The organism is Photobacterium toruni, from assembly GCF_024529955.1.
GTDB lineage: Bacteria > Pseudomonadota > Gammaproteobacteria > Enterobacterales > Vibrionaceae > Photobacterium > Photobacterium toruni.
The window spans coordinates 1,686,813-1,704,017 of sequence record NZ_AP024854.1 but is presented as its reverse complement, the minus strand read 5'-3'; the positions used below and the strand labels follow the sequence as shown (position 1 = coordinate 1,704,017).

Below are 17,205 nucleotides of genomic sequence, written 5' to 3'. Positions count from 1 at the left end.
AATAATTGAATGAATCTTAGCATAGACCTTTTAAAAACGTGTTATCTATACAAGGTTTTATCTTCTAAAATCTCGAATAAAAGGTCTCTTCGCTTAAATTACAGTCAAAATATTAAGTTAAATACAATGAATTTCTGTGTGATTTTTAACGGAAAAGATTGTCTGCTTTATATATGGAGGCGGTCAAAAACGATTTCAAGCTAACTGGTTGTATTAAAAGATCAACCTAGATTAAATTGTGATAGATAACCGAAGAGCTGAAACTTTACTTGAAATTTGTTGTTCGGTGATGGTTCAATACGGCAATTGGCAGTAAGTTGCCTAAATGGCTAGAGAGACTAGCTGTTTATTTCTTTATAAAATAGGTCAAGATATGTCGTCTGATTATACAGGTACTAGTGCTGCTTATGCTCGCCAAGAAGCGGGCTACCGTGAAAAAGCATTAAAAATATACCCTTGGGTGTGTGGTCGTTGTTCTCGTGAGTTTGTTTATTCAAATCTACGTGAGTTAACGGTTCACCACGTCGATCATGATCATACTAATAATCCTCAAGATGGTAGCAACTGGGAGTTATTATGTTTATTTTGTCATGATCATGAGCATGAGAAATATACCGATGCTGATAATGGTCAAGGAAGTGTGATTCGTGCCGGTGAAGATGATCACCAAGCAGCAACTTTTAATCCATTCGCTGATCTTAAAGCGATGATGGCGAAGAAGAAATAATCTAATACGTAAATAATATTAGATACTGTTATTGATTATAATAGTAAAGAAAGCCAGCAATTTTCGATGAATAATAGTAAATTAATCTCTGAATGCTGGCTTTTTTATTGCTATTTTAGATGTTATATCTACAGATTTAAGTGCCTAAAATCTGTAGGGGTAAACTTAGTAAACTGTCACCTAAGCTAGCAAAATAAGCAATAATCCCAATGAAAGCCGCGACGAGGCTGACATACCATACGGTTGAGAATATTTGACCGTAACGATCTAGTGGTAATAAATGACTTTGATGACGTTGTCGCCATTCAAAGATGATCTCTAAACTGCCCATAATCAGTAGGAAGCCAAATAAGGTTAGCCCTAAGCGATAGCTTAAAATCACTCCTGCAACCGCGGCTAATGCACAAGCAATAATACCTATCCTACTGTTCATCGAAAAACTAATGCTTTTTAGAACATGACCACCATCCAGCGGTAAAATTGGCAATAGGTTAAATAAGTTTAATAGCGCATTAAAGACGGCCAATCCGGCAAAGAACATTTCCCCCGTGATCCAATAGGCGATCATACTGGCTAACGACATGATTAAACCAAAGGCAGGACCCATGATTGAAATCACCACATCTTGCCAACGGGTGTTAATTTTTTCATCACTTAATGCTAATCCCCCCAAAAAAGGAATTAGGTAGATGCCTTTGGTTTTCATACCAAAATATTTCATGGCACGAATATGCCCGTATTCATGAAAGACTAAACAAGCTAACAAGGCTAATGCAAATTGAATTGAAAATAACCATGAGTAAGCGGCGAGACTTGCAGAGGCAAGAACAACTTTAATTAATTTAGCACTTTTAAGCGCCTTCATGCCTAATGAGGCTAAGCCAATGAAACTAAATTTTTTTTCTGGGACGATCACTTGTTGTGGTTGCTGACGTTCAATATCTTTATCATTACGTTCACCTTGCGCAATTATTTGTTGATCTGCACTGGCTTGATAATGAATTAAAAACGGCTGCCAACTCAAGCTGCCATTAAGTTGACATTGAATGGTCTGTTCATTATTTGATAGTTCAAACTGATGTGTAAATTGATCTGTATCGGTTGGTGCTGCTGCAATTTGAGATACAAGTGTATTGTCCCAAAATAATTGCTGCCATCCAGCCATTGAGCCTTCAAGTCGCAGCGGCTTACCTAAAAAATCGATAGCCAATAGTTCCAATGCATTATCCACAGAGTAAGGAAAGATGGTGTGATTATACGGAAAAAAGTGTATTGAACGCGATTATGTTACGGGTTGTTACATATTATACGTTAAAGGTGTAATAATTTGATATTAAGTATAAATAACAAATTGATAAATAAAGATTTGATTATAGATATCATTTTTGTGTGATTGTTTTATATACATTACCTTCGAGTATTAAACAGATTTTTTTATATTTTGGGGGGAAAGTTTGTATTGTGTCAATTTTCGTAATAAATAGATGAGTTTTACTTTTTACTATCATGGTTAAGCCTTATTATAGTCACCAATCTAATTATTATATTTTTTGTATTTTTTAGGATAAAAAATAACGAAAAAATAGGTCACAATAGCACATGAGTTTTAAAAATAAGCCTGTATTTACACGATCATTACTTCATCCTCGTTACTGGGGTACATTAGCATTAGTGGGGTTAATGTATTCGCTGAGTTTATTGCCATATTCGGTGCAATTTTTTTTAGGGAAGCATATTGGCCGTTTAGCGATTAAGTTAATGAAAAAACGTCGTTATATTATCCATCGTAATCTAGAATTATGCTTCCCTCAAATGAGTGAGAGTGAACGAGAAAATTTAGTTAAAGAAAACATTGATAATACTGGATTGGCACTTTTTGAAACAGGTATGGCATGGTTTTGGTCTGATGCTCGAGTTTGTCGTCATGTAACGATTAACGGCATGGAGCATATGGAGCAATTAGAACGTGAAGGTAAAGGGGCATTGATGGTTGCGGTACATTCAATGAATCTTGAACTTGGTGCGCGTGCTTTTGGTATTAAAAAAACAGGGATGGGGGTTTACCGTCCCAATAATAATCCGTGTTTTGATTATTTCCAATACCAGGGGCGTTCACGATCAAACCGAACTTTAATTGATCGTAAAGACGTTAAAGGTATGCTGCGAGCATTGAAATCGGGTGAACGTGTTTGGTATGCGCCTGATCATGACTATGGTCTACGTCGCTCAACATTTGCTCCCTTATTTGCAGTTGAGCAAGCCTGTACCACAACGGGAACAAGCTTATTAGTTGATGCAACCGATTGTGCGGTAGTGCCATTTACGATGGTACGCGATAATGATTCTGGGCATTATACTCTAACGATATGTCAGCCTGTTGCAGGGTTTCCGCATAAAGATCCTGATGCCGCTGCTGGTTTTATTAATAAGATTATCGAGCAATCTATCATGGCAGCCCCTAGTCAATATATGTGGTTACACCGCCGATTTAAAAATCGTCCTGAAGGGCAGCCAAGTCTTTATTAATTAACTTGCCACCATCAATAATATTACGAAAGCTCACTTCTACAGTGGGCTTTTTTTTATTTTAGGTATAGCCAATAATTAAAGTTGATTTATTAACGTAATAATAACTAAACTTAATCTTTGCTGTATAGCGACTATTGCAAGATTGCATTGACTTGCATTCGATAAAATATTTCACATAATATAATAATATGATTAGAGATATGACTATTTTTAACCGATTGTTTATAAGTGTTTTTAAATAGAAGCAGAGGAATCTTGTGTTTTATTATGAGTAGATTTACTGAGCCTACATTTCGCAAAGCTTTCTTACACCCTCGTTATTGGCCTGTTCTGATATTAATAGGGTTGATGTACTTGCTAAGTTGGTTACCCTATTTTATTCAGTTTCGTTTAGGGCAGTGTATTGGTCGATTAATCATGAAAATGATGTCAGGCCGCCGCGAAACGATTCAGCAAAATATTGCCTTGTGTTTTCCTTTTATGTCTGAACAAGAACAGCAACATATAATGAAGCACAATATTGAGAATGCTGGATTAGCCTTATTTGAGACAGCAATGGCGTGGTTTTGGCCTGATATTCGTGTTGAAAGGCATGTTGAAATTGAAGGATTAGAGTATGTTGAACAATTACAGCAGCAAGGAAAGGGCATTTTACTAATCGCTGTACATTCTATGAATTTAGAATTAGGTGCGCGGGCTTTTGGTCTGAAGACTCCTGGTGTTGGCGTATATAGACCGAATAATAATCCCTGTTTTGATTACTTCCAGTTTAAAGGTCGTGTGCGTTCTAATAAATATATGCTTGATCGTAAAAATGTAAAAGGCATGCTTAAAGGCTTAAAAAGCGGTGAGATTTTATGGTATGCACCGGATCAAGATTATGGCCATGGTCGTAATTCAACATTTGCTCCTTTATTTGCAGTAAAAGATGCTTGTACAACAACAGGCACAAGCCTATTAATTGATGCTTCAGGTGCCGTCCCTTTGGCTTTTGCTATGATTCGTAATAGTGATAGTGGTAAATATACCCTAAAAATATTCCCACCATTAACTGAGTTTCCACATAAGGATCCTCATGCTGCGGCAGTGTATATTAATAAAGCGGTAGAGCGTTCAATTATGGCGGAACCAAGCCAATATATGTGGTTACACCGACGTTTTAAAACCCGTCCAGAAGGTGAGCCAAGCTTATATCATTCGTGAATAGACGGCTGAAAATATTATTATTTTGTGGAATAAAAAACCGAGCTTTTAGGGCTCGGTTTTTTTTGAATTATTGCCTATCGTATTACTGTGCTAATGAATAAAAAATAGCAGAAATAGACATTAAACCAATAATCGTTACGAAAATATTACTGATAGCCCCAGAATACTTTTTCATCGCAGGTACTTTCTTGATTGCATACATTGGCATAATAAATAGCAGCATAGCAATAATAGGGCCGCCTAAGTTTTCAATCATGCCTAAAATACTTGGGTTTAGTGTTGCGACAGCCCATGTGGTAAGCAGCATAAACAGAGCGGTAACACGGTTAAGTACTTTGTCTGAAATTGTTTTGTTGTTATCACGAGCGACTTTATGAATGATGCCATTTAAGCCTTCACTTGCGCCTAAGTAGTGGCCCAAGAATGATTTTGTGATAGCGATAATAGCAACAATCGGCGCAGCATAAGCGATAATCGGAGTATCAAAATGGTTAGCAAGGTAAGTTAGAATAGAAGCGTTTTGTGCTTTAGCCTCAATAAGATTGGCTGGCGTTAAACTTAATACACAGCTACACACAAAAAACATCACAGTAATAACCATCATAATATGAGCGCGTAATAAAATACGTGAACCTTGGCGCTCAGCATTTACGCCATATTCTTTTTCTTTAGCAACGGCAAATGAAGAGATAACGGGTGAGTGGTTAAAAGAGAAAACCATTACAGGTAAGATTAACCATACCGCCATTAGTATTGTATTAATACTGCCACCTTGAGGAATAATATCCGTGAAAATAGCATTATTCCAATGAGGGACAAGGTATAGCGCAAGCATAAGTAAAACGGCAACGAACGGAAAGACTAAAATACTCATTGCTTTTACGATCAGTTGTTCACCTAAACGAACAATTGCCATTAGAACAAGAATTAAAACTAACGCTAAAATTGCACGTGCTGGTGGCTCAATACCTAACTGAAACTTCATAAAGCTTTCAACGGTATTAGTTAAAGCAACACTATAAACGAGTAAAATAGGGTAGATAGCAAAGAAATATAAGACGGTAATAATCTTACCCATATTTTTACCAAAGTGCTCTTCCACAACATCTGTAATATCAGCACCAGGGTTAGCACTTGATAGTACAAAACGCATCATCGCTCGGTGAGCAAAAAAGGTCATTGGTAACGCTAGAATCATCATTACGATGAGAGGAATTAAACCGCCAACTCCAGCATTAATAGGTAAAAATAAAGTGCCAGCACCAACTGCTGTGCCGTATAAACCTAGCATCCATACAGTATCACTTTTACTCCAGCCGAGCTTTTGAGTGTTTTCGGTTGTTGTTGCAGTTGTTTTTTGTTGTGCGGTGCCCATTATGGACATCTCCTGTATTTCATTTTCAGTCAATGTGTACTGAATAAGTTGAACTGCACAACAGCGAATAAAGGTAATTTACAACCGTTTTTTGTCGTAAAAAGTGAACGTTCCGTGATCGTATAAGCATATCCATGCTAGTTATCGTTGTTGTTGCTCTTTATCCTATTTGATAGCAACAGAGAATGAAAAATAATTAACCATTATTGAAGTGCGTGGATTATAGAGTATAAGTATGTGTTGCAACAATTTTTGCAAATAAAAAAAGTTCGTTTGCTTGAAAAGTATACTTTCGTGTAAATGTTATGTTGAGTATGTTGTGGCTGCGTTTTTAAATGCGGTATTTTTGAGGGGTTAATGTTTTATTAGTGTTTTATTTTATATTTGTATGACGTATTTGCGCATAACAGTAAAGTATAATATTGACAATTACAGTTTAAATGTTATGACTATTTTTAAATATATTCAAAAATAGTTGAGAGATTAAGTGTAAAAAAAGGAAGCGTAGCTACGCTTCCTTGATGATATTAACCGTAATTAGTCACGGAAATTATCAAATTGGAACGGCTGACCAAGATCTTGTGCGCGAACTAATGCCATTGTTGCTTGTAAATCGTCACGTTTTTTAGCCGTTACACGTAACTTTTCACCTTGAATAGCAACTTGAACTTTTAATTTAGCGTCTTTGATCGCTTTAACTAATTTTTTAGCATTCGTGGTTTCAACACCTTGCTTAAATTCAATGTTTTGTGACGCTGTTTTACCTGAGAAATTTATTGCTTTACGTTCAAGCGCATTGGCATCAACACCGCGTTTAGCAAGGTTACCACGTAAAATAGCGACAATCTGATCAAGTTGAAATTCTGATTCTGACGTGATTTTTACGATTTCTTTGTTTAATTCTACGTTGGCTTCAACACCACGAAAATCAAAACGAGTACTAATTTCTCGGATTGAATTATCTACCGCATTTTTGATTTCTACGGTATCTACTTCGGAAATAATATCAAAACATGGCATGTTATTGGCCTCTAACCTGAATATGGGAAATTTATCCCGTTATAAATTAACGCGTACATTATACCGTTAATTAAAAATGAGGAAAGGAGCAACAATGTGCTGTTGCTCCTTTATTGTATTAAGATGTTAAGCCGAAATTATGCGTTGGCATCTTTAATTGCGCTAGCCAACATATCAAGCATCACTAGCGTATCATTCCAATCAATACATGGATCTGTTATTGATTTTCCATATACAAGTTCACTTTCTTTACCGCTGATTACTGTTTGATTGCCTTCTTCAATAAAGCTTTCAGCCATAATTCCGGCAATAGACTGGCTGCCATTACGAATTTGTTCACAGATATCAGCAGTTACATCGAGTTGACGTTTATGCTGTTTTTGGCAATTACCATGGCTAAAATCGACAATTAACTTTGGTGCTAATGCAAACTCAGTTAATGTTTCGCAAGCTATTTTAATATCTTCTTGATGGTAATTTGGCATTTTGCCACCACGAAGAATGATATGACCATATGGGTTGCCAGCGGTACGATAAATTGTCATTTGACCGTTTTTATCTGGTGAGCAAAACAAGTGTGATGCGCGTGTAGCTCGAATAGCATCAATTGCAATTTTAATATTGCCATCAGTGCCATTTTTAAAGCCAACAGGGCAAGATAATGCAGATGCCATTTCACGATGGATTTGAGATTCAGTGGTGCGGGCACCAATGGCTCCCCATGTGATGAGGTCTGCAATATATTGACCTGTGATCATATCTAAAAATTCAGTCGCAGTGGGCAATCCTAACGCATTAATATCAATTAATAATTTACGCGCTTTATGTAAACCTGTAGCGAGATCAAGACTACCATCTAGGTGTGGATCTGAGACTAAACCTTTCCAGCCAATTACGGTACGCGGCTTTTCAAAATAGGTGCGCATAACGATCAAAAGCTGGTCTTTATATATTTCTTGTACAGCAACAAGGCGTTTCGCATAGTCAATAGCAGCGTTGGTGTCATGAATTGAACATGGTCCTACAATCACCAAAAGACGTGAATCTTTACCTGATAGAATGGCTTCTACTTGCTTACGTGCGTTATCAACATGCATAGCAATAGCATCTGTCATTGGTGAGGCTGTTTCTACTTCTGCTGGGGTCGGCATACGACCGAGACTTATTGTGCGAAGTTCATCTGTTTTCATTGGCATAATAGTGTGCCTACCTTGGTATCTCTGTAATAACCCCGTTAAGATAGCCCAAATCATCATTGGAATAAACCAAACTTGTGATAACAAATAGGTTTTTAGTGAGTAATTGTAGATATTGTTTACTGAAATGGTGATTTTGCATGCAATTATTAATTAACATAAACCTGGTGGCATATAGGTTGAAAGTTGAATAATTGTTATTAAATAACGTTTTATTCTTGCTTGAAAATTCAACACACAGTAAGGTCAATTATTGTCTATTTAATATATTAAGATGATAGACACTCGGTTTTTTAACATGGATGTATAGGTGAAGTATGACAACACAAACCGAATTATTACTGACAACAACAGCGCTTTTACATAACGCACAACAATTAGCTACGCTCAATCATGAGAGTATTGGGTTAGTTTCGCTCGATGATCTTATTGCTAATGAGATTGGTATTCACCCCTTAGTCTTTTCGCAACAAAATATGTTATCCGATAGTACTCAACAAGCATTACAACAAAAAATAGCTGATCAATATGGTCAGCAAACGGTGGTGTTGGCTGAATATTATGTTGCTATGCTAAGCGAATTATTAGTGTCAGCCGCGAGGCAACAAGGTGCAGCACCGCTAAAAGTACAATTAGCAGGAGCGGATGCTAATTGTCGATATCAACTTCTTGGTGCTGAGTTAGAAAGTACAGAAGTTAATCCGCAACTAGGATTACGTGGTGTGAGCTTTTATGCTGATATTAATTATCGAACCAGTTTTGCTTTGCAATGTGAGGCAATTAAGCGTGCTCGTGCAGCTATGGGAGGTGATAATATTGAACTGGTTGTGCCGTTTGTGCGTACATTCAGTGAGGCTGCGACCATGATTGATTTATTAGCCGAGCAGGGATTGTGCCGAGGTGCGAATGGCTTAAAAGTCCATATGTTATGTTCTGTACCCGCTAACGCATTATTAGCTGACACCTTTATTCATTATTTTGATGGTTTTGTAGCAGATGTTGAACAATTAGCTCAATTGGCATTGGGGCAAGACTTTGCTAATCCAAATCTCAATTACCATATTGATACTCAAAATGATGCGGTGATACAGTTATTAAAAATGTTGTTAACCGCTGTGGGAAATACATCAAAAGATTGCGATATCTATTATGCTAAAATCACACAGTCACCACGTTTACAACGGTGGTTACAGGATAATGAAATAACAAATGTCATTTGCTAAATAAGAGAAACCAGCACTGATTAATGACAATAGTGCTGGTTTTTTATTCTGGTTCGTTTTTATTTTTGATTAATAATGCGCAATTGAATAATCAGTGCATCAAGTCGACTAATAAACTGACGAGTTAGCCAAAAATAGGCATAAATACCAAGCGCATTAGCAGCATCATTTGGTAATATTTCTTCTGCCATTGTTGGAAGAATGTCTATATCAGGTAATGTGTCTATATCCATTAAACTACTGTGATTTGTAGATGCCTGCTCTAATTGATTTAAAATAGTAATAATATGCTGTTGGTATTGTTTTAGATCTGTTTGAGCCAATAACTGACGTCGGCTAATATCTGAACTCCAGTGAGTCTCAATTAATTGTTCAGTAACACTAATTAATGAACGTTGTACGGTAATAATTGTTCGATAATGACCTGCGAGTTTGTGCCTTTCTTTTTGTACGTTAGGTAATAAAATGATCATTTTCATATGTCGTTCTAAGACTTCGCGTTTCATTGAATTAAGCTGTTTAATACTCAGCATATGGGCAGAAGCATGAGCTTGATAAAGTTGGCGTAAAGCACGTAAATTTTGATTAAATAGCGTGTTCCAGCTTGTTATTGCACGAATAGGTAGCAATAAAGAAAAAGCAATGGCAATTAAACTACCAATTAAAATATTGGCTACTCGCCATAATGCAACGCTGACTTCTAATGCAGTATCTCCCTGATAAGAAACGATAATCAACGTCATTACCGCTAAAAAGAAGAAATAAATATTCTTACCATAAGATTTTAGTGAGAGTAAGAATACCCATGCTAGCATCCATGCTGGAATCAGATAATCAAATTTATCGGGAAATAAAACGGTTAATAGTCCCAAGATTGCACCTAATAACGTACCGCCAATACGCTGAAAACCTTTATAAACAATAGCGCCAGCATAAGGTTGCATCATAACAACCACTACCGTTACTGGTCCCCACATAGAATGCGGTACATGTATTACTGAATAAAAGGCGAGGGTGAAAGCAATGGCCAATGTAACCCGCAAAGCATGAGAGAACTGTGCATGCGATATTAATAATGCTTTAAAACGTAAATACATGGTGGAGCCTATAACGATCTAATGGATAATATAATTATGAATTGCTTAGTATTTTTTCATTATTGCTATTATTCCGCAACAGAATAATTTTTATGTGTTATCGATGAATCACTTGGCGAGGAATAACCTCAATATTAGGCTGGTAATTTCCTTTTATCGCTTGAAGAGCTAGTGCTAGCGCATGATCAGCAATAAGCTCAAATTGTTGTGGTAATGATTGTATTTTATTTGGTAAAAAATCTAATAAACGATTATCACCAAAAGTAGCTAAATACGTATGGCTCATTAATTGGGGGTTTTTAAGCAGACAATCAAGTACTCCTTCAAATAAAGTATAGGACGTTGCTAAAATAGCGTCAGGAAAACAATCATCATCAATCCATTGTTGAATAATATGTTGGCCATTTTGTTGGCTAAAATGTTCTCCGTAACTGATCATTGTTGTTATTGAATGCTGATGACGCTGAATAGCAGCGGTAAACCCTTGTTGGCGCTCTTTTGATACATCTAAATCAGGTACTGCTCCAATTAGACCAATGCTGTTAATTGGGTTACTTAATAATGATTGTGTAAGTTGATAAGCCCCTTCTAAATCTTCACTAATAACAGATGCAAAAAATTCGTCGTCTAAGGCGCGGTCAATAGCAATGACAGGTACACCATTAGCTTGAATATTTCGATAAAAATGATTATCTGCTGCTAATGAACTCGCCACAATTAAAGCATCTGTACGCCGACTTAATAGCATATCAACGACTTTCATTTCCGTTTCAGGATCGTCATCAGAACAAGAGATGATCATCTGATAGCCAGCTTTACGTGCATTACGCTCAAGTAATTTTGCAATTTTAGCGTAACTGGTATTTTCTAAATCAGGAATAATTAATCCAAGTGAATGGCTATTTCCAATGCGAAGTGAGGTCGCAGCATGATCAGGACGATAGTTATGCTCTTCAACAATTGCCATGACTTTGTGTTGGGTTTTCTCACTGATTCGGTACTGTTTTGCCTTCCCATTAATAACATAACTTGCTGTGGTTCGAGACACGCCTGCTAGTTTTGCAATTTCATCTAATGTCATTGTCGTTACCCTTTGTGAATTCATGCTAAGGAAAGCATAAGATATCTAATAGAACTGATTACTATTTGTTAAAGATAAGTTTGTGCGCTTGATCATATATTTTATTCATACATATCTATCAACGTTTGCAATTTTAGCTGAAACGATTCAGTATGCAAGCTGAAAGGATTCAGCAGAAAGTTAAAATGTATTTTATTGGATGTATAAAGTGTTATGTGAGGTGAAAATTTAATTTCCCTTTTTAGCTGAAACCATTTAGCTTATTTGTCATACAAGTGAGAGTATTATCAATAAGCTAATTGGGTTGCTAAGTATGACTCTAATGAATAGCACAATAAATAGCGATGTTCTCATAGAGCATTGCAGTGGAGAATTAAATGTTATCACTGTCTAAAAATGATATTGCGATGCAACAAGTAGCGGCTAATAAAGAAGATGCGATCAAGGCATTGGCGGCTGATCTTGAAGCTACAGGGCTAGTACAGACAGGGTATGTCAATGGCATGCTTGCTCGTGAACAACAAAATTCAACTTATCTTGGTAACGGTATTGCAATTCCTCATGGAACGACTGAAACCCGTGATTTAGTTAACCATACTGGAGTGAAAATTCACCATTTCCCGCAAGGTGTGCCATGGGGAAATGATCAAACAGTATATGTTGCCATTGGTATTGCGGCTAAATCAGATGAACACTTAGGTATTTTAAAACAGCTAACTAAAGTGTTATCAGCGGATGGTGTTGAAGATAAATTACGTCATTGTGAATCTGAACAAGCGATGATTACTTTGCTTAATGGTGATGAACAACAAGAGGCTGAATGTAATGCGGAGCTTATTTTAAAGCAATTTCCAGCTCAAGATTTATTACAGTTAACAGCAGTAACCGCTGGACTCATTAAATACCAAGGCTTTGCAGAAACCAGCACCGTAACAGATGCTATTAATCAAGGGCCGACTTATTTAGGGCAAGGTTTATGGCTGGTTAAAAGTAGCAAAGAGGTTAAACGTACTGCGATTGCTGTTGTAACGCCTCAAGTACCTTTTGAAGAGTTAGGTCATCCTGTTGCAGGTATGATTATGGTGGCAGCGAATAATATGGCGCATAAAGTTAACCTTGAATACCTAACCAATTTGATATTTCAAAATAAAGTGGGGCAATGGTTAGCGTCATCAGCACAAGAGATGGTAACAGCATTAACTCAAGTGAGTTTAGACGGTAATCAGGCTATTTTTACCATTCTTAATCCTCATGGCTTACATGCACGTCCTGGTGCAATGCTGGTTAATACAACGAAAAAGTTTGATGCTGATATTCAAGTTGTTAATTTGACCAGTGATAGTAAACCTGTTAATGCGAAAAGCTTGATGAAAGTGATAGGGCTTGGTGTGAAATGTGGCAGTGAGTTGCAATTTACCGCGCAAGGTAGTGATGCAGAAGCGGCATTAACGGCAATTGGCCAAGCTATTGCTGATGGCTTAGGCGAAAAACTATAAGGATTGCAGTCATGACTATTTCAACACAAAACACCGAGACACAAAGCATGTCACAAAATGTTAAACCTAAAGTTGTAACCGTTACGCTTAATCCGGCATTAGATCTAACTGGTAGTTTACGCACTATTTCGTTAGGTACTGTTAATGTGGTTGAACAAGGTAATCTGCATCCTGCAGGCAAAGGGGTTAACGTTGCTAAAGTATTAGCGGAGCTAGGTGCTGATGTGACAGTAACTGGTTTGTTAGGCGCTGATAATCAGGAACCTTTTTGTCAATTGTTTGAGCAAATAGGGGCAACTGATAAGTTTATTCGAGTGGCAGGTGCAAGCCGTATTAATGTTAAATTGGTCGAGAAAAATGGTCAAGTCAGTGATATTAATTTTCCAGGTGTTGCAGTAACTGCTGCCAATATTTTAGCGTTTGAGAAAACATTATTTGAATTAGCAACCACCCATGATGTGTTTGTGATTGCAGGTAGTTTACCGCAAGGCATTACACCCGACATGTGTGCTAATTGGTTAGAAAAATTACACCAATTAGGTAAAAAGGTATTTTTTGATAGTAGTAAGTCAGCATTAGATGCAGGTTTAGATGCACATCCATGGCTTGTTAAGCCTAATGATGAAGAACTGGCTGAATGGGCCGGACAAGTATTGACGAGCCAACAACAATGTATGGATGTTGCGGAACAAATCGCAACGAAAGGTATTGCAAATGTGGTGGTATCTCTTGGCGCAAAAGGGGTGATGTGGTTTAACCATGAAGGTTGGCTTCATGCTCAACCACCAAAAATGGAAGTGGTTAGCACCGTCGGCGCAGGTGATACTTTAGTGGCTGGTTTATGTTGGGGTGAACTTAATCAACATTCAAAAGTGCAGTCATTACAGTTTGCGACGGCATTATCAGCGGTAGCGGTGACACAAGTTGGTGTCGGTGTCGAGAATATTAATAAAGTTAATGATATTGCTAAGCATGTCATTGTAACTCAGTAGTTTAATTACATAAGAGCTTAATCACTTCATTGCTTAACAATAAAAGAATAACAATGTGAAGCAATATTGACCAAGGTGTAAATATGAAAATAGCATTAGTAACAGCTTGCCCTAGTGGCATTGCAACCACCATCATCGCAGCGGGTTTATTAGAAAAAGCCGCAGCAGAGTTACAATGGCAAGCAAGCATAGAATGCCAAACAGCGTTTAATCCAACAAAGATACTGACTCAACAGCAGATTGATGATGCTGAAGTGATCATCATTGCGGCGGGTACAGCAATTGATAATTCACGCTTTGTAGGCAAAAAAGTTTATCAAGCAGATATCACTGCATGTTTTGAAAATACCAAAGCATGGTTAACAGATGCAGTAACACAGGCACAAGTATTAACGGCAGCAACTCAACCACTTGCTGATGAAAGCGATAATGCGGTTAAGAAAATTGTAGCGATCACCGCTTGTCCAACAGGTGTTGCACATACCTTTATGGCAGCAGAAGCGTTAACAGAAGAAGGTCAGCGCCAAGGTTATGAGATTAAAGTTGAAACTCGTGGCTCAGTCGGGGCTAAGAATCAACTGACAGATGCTGAAATTGCAGCTGCAGATTTAGTGATTATCGCAGCAGATATTGAAGTAGATTTAGCGCGATTTAATGGCAAAAAGCTGTACAAAACTAGCACAGGTTTAGCGCTTAAGAAAACAAAAGCAGAGTTAGAAAAAGCCTTTGCGACCGCCACAGTATATCATCAAGCTGGCAATACTAATGCTCAAGCGACTGATAAAAAAACTGAAAAAGCAGGGCCGTATAAGCACTTAATGACGGGTGTGTCTTACATGTTGCCGTTAGTGGTCGCTGGTGGTTTGTCGATTGCCTTATCGTTTGTGTTTGGTATCGATGCCTTTAAACAAGAAGGCACATTAGCTGCGGCATTAATGACCATCGGTGGTGGCTCAGCATTTGCGTTAATGGTGCCAGTATTAGCTGGTTTCATAGCATTCTCAATTGCCGATCGCCCTGGTTTAGCACCAGGTTTAATTGGTGGTATGTTAGCAAGCACAACGGGAGCTGGTTTCTTAGGTGGTATCGTTGCTGGTTTTCTAGCAGGTTACAGTGCGAAATTCTTGGTTGAAAAAATCAAATTGCCACAATCGATGGAAGCCTTAAAGCCGATTTTGATTGTGCCATTATTGGCAAGCTTAATTACAGGCTTGGTAATGATTTACATCGTTGGTGGTCCTGTATCAGCAGCAATGGCAGGTTTAACCACATTCTTAAATAATATGGGTTCAGCGAACGCAGTATTACTGGGTATTATCCTTGGCTGTATGATGTGTTTCGACTTAGGTGGTCCTGTAAACAAAGCAGCTTATACCTTTGGTGTTGGTTTACTTGCCTCACAAACCTACGCTCCAATGGCAGCAGTAATGGCCGCTGGTATGGTGCCAGCTATGGGCATGGGTTTAGCGACATTCCTTGCGAAACGTAAGTTCTCGAACAGTGAAAATGAAGCAGGTAAAGCAGCATTTGTATTAGGTATGTGCTTTATTTCTGAAGGTGCGATTCCATTTGCAGCTCGTGATCCAATGCGTGTTATTCCAAGCTGTATGATTGGTGGCGCATTAACTGGTGCATTATCAATGTTGTTTGGTGCAAAACTAATGGCTCCCCACGGTGGCTTGTTTGTTCTGCTTATTCCAAACGCAATTTCACCAGCGTTACTTTACCTTGTCGCGATTGCCGCAGGTACGGTAGTAACAGGTGTAACGTACGCATTCTTAAAGCGTCCAGAAGAAGGTTCAGTTGCAGCTGAAGCGGCACAAGCTAACGCGTAATTAATAGTAAATACACCATCATTTAAAGCCGACTTAATTGTCGGCTTTTTTGTGGGCGAGGGTATAGGTTGTAAGGGACGAGGGATCAGCAAGAGCGCATTTTGTTATTAAAGCTACAACAACAACCCGTCATTCACTACAGTGAGGTTACGAACGCGATAGGGAATCTATTTACAGCGTGTTGTATCGTTATTATTTTTGATATATTTAAACGGTCACTAAAAATTCTGAGAGTGAATATAAAACTCACGTCGTCATTCCCTACAGTGAGGTTACGAACGCGATAGGGAATCTACTTATAGCGTGTTGTAATGTTATTAATTATTATTTTTTTAATGTGGTGATTGGTTATTTAAATAAGACAGAAATTGTTCAACATCATCATTGTCTAATTTATCAGAATGTTTTTTATCCAATATAAGTAACTTTCAACAGACGTTTTGCGTAGTTTTTTGATACATGCATTCTTTTATGTAAGTTAGAAAGAGAGAAGCCATTGCGCACCTTTTATACTGTTAATACATACAGCAATTAATATGAGTAAAAAAAGTAGCAACTAAAAGGCAGGTGCCCGATTTTGTGACTTCTATCGGGCAACCAATGTGATAATGTTTTTTGTATAATGACGAATTAAATACGGGCGCAGATTCAAAGAATAAATTCGGGCAAGTTGTTAATATAATAAGTTGTTATGTGTTTGTTTTATATGGTAGTAATTTTTAAGATCATAGTTGGGAGTAAGCAATGACAAAATACAATGATGAGTACTATATTGCTTTTCGTCCAAATGATGACACTCAAGTTCATATAAAACCAGATAAACGAACAGCACTTAGAAAGTACCATTACAAAAAATTAGAAAATGGAGGAGACCCTTTATTTTTTACTAATGGTTTTAGTGAGGGGGAGAAAACTTCTGATTTATTAACTGATTTAGTTGTAGATACATCTGGTTTATTGATAAATAAAAAACTTAAAGACGAATTGAGTCAATATACTATCGATGGTGTTCAAATCTATCCTTCTATCTATATTGATAATGCCAATAATGACCATGGAAATTATTGGTATTTGGGTTTATATACTGAGTTAAATTGCCTTGATCTTACTCGGTCAAAAATAGAAATATTTGATTTCGATGACAACGATGATGATGACTTCCTTGAAGTTAAGCAATATTACTTGAATGAAGCCGTGCTAAATCATATTAATGAAGAAAGTCGATTGATATTTAAAGTTGCAAATTGCTCTAAGAGTTATTTGTTTTTTCATAAAAGTATTGTCGAATTCATTTCAAAAGAAAACTTTTCAGGTGTTAACTTTATTAGAGTTTCTGACTTTAATGAAGGAGACCAGTTTTAAATCAGTATATGTATTTACACATAACAGATAAGGATATGTGTCGCGCAGCCGACACCTATCCGAAGT

The 17,205-nt window shown here is 37.3% G+C and carries 14 protein-coding genes; 8 read left to right on the top strand and 6 right to left on the bottom strand.

Translation table 11 applies throughout. The annotated features are described in order from the left end of the window. Nucleotides 1-373: 373 nt before the first annotated feature. Entirely contained in the window at nucleotides 374-727 is a 354-nt protein-coding gene (locus OC457_RS08125) for a YajD family HNH nuclease (protein ID WP_080176210.1), read from the top strand. A gap of 136 nt (nucleotides 728-863) precedes the next feature. Here OC457_RS08125 and OC457_RS08120 read toward each other — a convergent pair whose 3' ends face one another. After that, on the bottom strand, nucleotides 864-1,946 hold the full coding sequence (locus OC457_RS08120; protein ID WP_080176211.1) for a site-2 protease family protein: 1,083 nt from the start codon (nucleotides 1,944-1,946) through the stop codon (nucleotides 864-866). Nucleotides 1,947-2,326: 380 nt separating this feature from the next. Here OC457_RS08120 and OC457_RS08115 point away from each other — a divergent pair, with 380 nt between their 5' ends. Further along, the gene (locus tag OC457_RS08115) at nucleotides 2,327-3,253 is read left to right on the top strand and encodes an LpxL/LpxP family Kdo(2)-lipid IV(A) lauroyl/palmitoleoyl acyltransferase (protein ID WP_080176212.1); all 927 of its coding nucleotides are present in this window, start codon (nucleotides 2,327-2,329) and stop codon (nucleotides 3,251-3,253) included. Between the two features lie 270 nt (nucleotides 3,254-3,523). Next, entirely contained in the window at nucleotides 3,524-4,459 is a 936-nt protein-coding gene (lpxL, locus tag OC457_RS08110; RefSeq protein ID WP_080176213.1) for an LpxL/LpxP family Kdo(2)-lipid IV(A) lauroyl/palmitoleoyl acyltransferase, read from the top strand. Nucleotides 4,460-4,544: 85 nt separating this feature from the next. On the opposite strand, the gene OC457_RS08105 is transcribed toward lpxL, so the two are convergent. From OC457_RS08105 to OC457_RS08095, 3 genes are all read right to left on the bottom strand, one after another. Next, nucleotides 4,545-5,837: a serine/threonine transporter gene (locus tag OC457_RS08105; RefSeq protein ID WP_080176214.1), complete on the bottom strand. Its 1,293-nt coding sequence runs from the start codon at nucleotides 5,835-5,837 to the stop codon at nucleotides 4,545-4,547. Between the two features lie 537 nt (nucleotides 5,838-6,374). Continuing rightward, nucleotides 6,375-6,857: a YajQ family cyclic di-GMP-binding protein gene (locus OC457_RS08100; protein WP_080176215.1), complete on the bottom strand. Its 483-nt coding sequence runs from the start codon at nucleotides 6,855-6,857 to the stop codon at nucleotides 6,375-6,377. Nucleotides 6,858-6,994: 137 nt separating this feature from the next. After that, nucleotides 6,995-8,053: a 3-deoxy-7-phosphoheptulonate synthase gene (locus OC457_RS08095; RefSeq protein WP_080176216.1), complete on the bottom strand. Its 1,059-nt coding sequence runs from the start codon at nucleotides 8,051-8,053 to the stop codon at nucleotides 6,995-6,997. Nucleotides 8,054-8,370: 317 nt separating this feature from the next. On the opposite strand from OC457_RS08095, the gene OC457_RS08090 reads away from it, so the two are divergent. Beyond that, nucleotides 8,371-9,276, top strand: a complete 906-nt coding sequence (locus OC457_RS08090) for a putative PEP-binding protein (RefSeq protein ID WP_080176217.1) — start codon at nucleotides 8,371-8,373, stop codon at nucleotides 9,274-9,276. 59 nt (nucleotides 9,277-9,335) lie between these two features. Here the strand turns inward: OC457_RS08090 and OC457_RS08085 are convergent, their stop codons facing one another. Then, the gene (locus OC457_RS08085) at nucleotides 9,336-10,373 is read right to left on the bottom strand and encodes an FUSC family protein (protein ID WP_080176218.1); all 1,038 of its coding nucleotides are present in this window, start codon (nucleotides 10,371-10,373) and stop codon (nucleotides 9,336-9,338) included. A 97-nt stretch (nucleotides 10,374-10,470) separates the two neighbouring features. Further along, nucleotides 10,471-11,454, bottom strand: a complete 984-nt coding sequence (gene cra, locus OC457_RS08080) for a catabolite repressor/activator (protein WP_080176219.1) — start codon at nucleotides 11,452-11,454, stop codon at nucleotides 10,471-10,473. 377 nt (nucleotides 11,455-11,831) lie between these two features. Between cra and fruB the strand changes: the two genes are divergently transcribed. The 4 genes from fruB to OC457_RS08060 all read left to right on the top strand — a co-directional run bounded on the left by fruB (nucleotide 11,832) and on the right by OC457_RS08060 (nucleotide 17,139). Next, nucleotides 11,832-12,950, top strand: coding sequence for a fused PTS fructose transporter subunit IIA/HPr protein (fruB, locus tag OC457_RS08075; RefSeq protein WP_080176220.1), 1,119 nt, complete (start codon nucleotides 11,832-11,834; stop codon nucleotides 12,948-12,950). Nucleotides 12,951-12,997: 47 nt separating this feature from the next. After that, entirely contained in the window at nucleotides 12,998-13,942 is a 945-nt protein-coding gene (pfkB, locus tag OC457_RS08070; RefSeq protein ID WP_080176251.1) for a 1-phosphofructokinase, read from the top strand. An 83-nt stretch (nucleotides 13,943-14,025) separates the two neighbouring features. Beyond that, complete coding sequence (gene fruA / locus OC457_RS08065; protein ID WP_080176221.1) at nucleotides 14,026-15,777, top strand: PTS fructose transporter subunit IIBC; 1,752 nt, start codon at nucleotides 14,026-14,028, stop codon at nucleotides 15,775-15,777. A gap of 744 nt (nucleotides 15,778-16,521) precedes the next feature. Further along, nucleotides 16,522-17,139 (top strand): imm11 family protein, encoded by a 618-nt coding sequence (locus OC457_RS08060; RefSeq protein ID WP_080176222.1) that lies wholly within the window; start codon nucleotides 16,522-16,524, stop codon nucleotides 17,137-17,139. Nucleotides 17,140-17,205: the final 66 nt, after the last annotated feature.

What these genes read in the sequence shown, in the direction of transcription:
- OC457_RS08125 (WP_080176210.1), top strand. Translation starts at nt 374, where the DNA reads ATGTCGTCTGATTATACAGGTACTAGTGCTGCTTATGCTCGCCAAGAA.
- OC457_RS08115 (WP_080176212.1), top strand. Translation starts at nt 2,327, where the DNA reads ATGAGTTTTAAAAATAAGCCTGTATTTACACGATCATTACTTCATCCT.
- lpxL (WP_080176213.1), top strand. Translation starts at nt 3,524, where the DNA reads ATGAGTAGATTTACTGAGCCTACATTTCGCAAAGCTTTCTTACACCCT.
- OC457_RS08105 (WP_080176214.1), bottom strand. Translation starts at nt 5,837, where the DNA reads ATGGGCACCGCACAACAAAAAACAACTGCAACAACAACCGAAAACACT.
- OC457_RS08100 (WP_080176215.1), bottom strand. Translation starts at nt 6,857, where the DNA reads ATGCCATGTTTTGATATTATTTCCGAAGTAGATACCGTAGAAATCAAA.
- OC457_RS08095 (WP_080176216.1), bottom strand. Translation starts at nt 8,053, where the DNA reads ATGCCAATGAAAACAGATGAACTTCGCACAATAAGTCTCGGTCGTATG.
- OC457_RS08090 (WP_080176217.1), top strand. Translation starts at nt 8,371, where the DNA reads ATGACAACACAAACCGAATTATTACTGACAACAACAGCGCTTTTACAT.
- OC457_RS08085 (WP_080176218.1), bottom strand. Translation starts at nt 10,373, where the DNA reads ATGTATTTACGTTTTAAAGCATTATTAATATCGCATGCACAGTTCTCT.
- cra (WP_080176219.1), bottom strand. Translation starts at nt 11,454, where the DNA reads ATGACATTAGATGAAATTGCAAAACTAGCAGGCGTGTCTCGAACCACA.
- fruB (WP_080176220.1), top strand. Translation starts at nt 11,832, where the DNA reads ATGTTATCACTGTCTAAAAATGATATTGCGATGCAACAAGTAGCGGCT.
- pfkB (WP_080176251.1), top strand. Translation starts at nt 12,998, where the DNA reads ATGTCACAAAATGTTAAACCTAAAGTTGTAACCGTTACGCTTAATCCG.
- fruA (WP_080176221.1), top strand. Translation starts at nt 14,026, where the DNA reads ATGAAAATAGCATTAGTAACAGCTTGCCCTAGTGGCATTGCAACCACC.
- OC457_RS08060 (WP_080176222.1), top strand. Translation starts at nt 16,522, where the DNA reads ATGACAAAATACAATGATGAGTACTATATTGCTTTTCGTCCAAATGAT.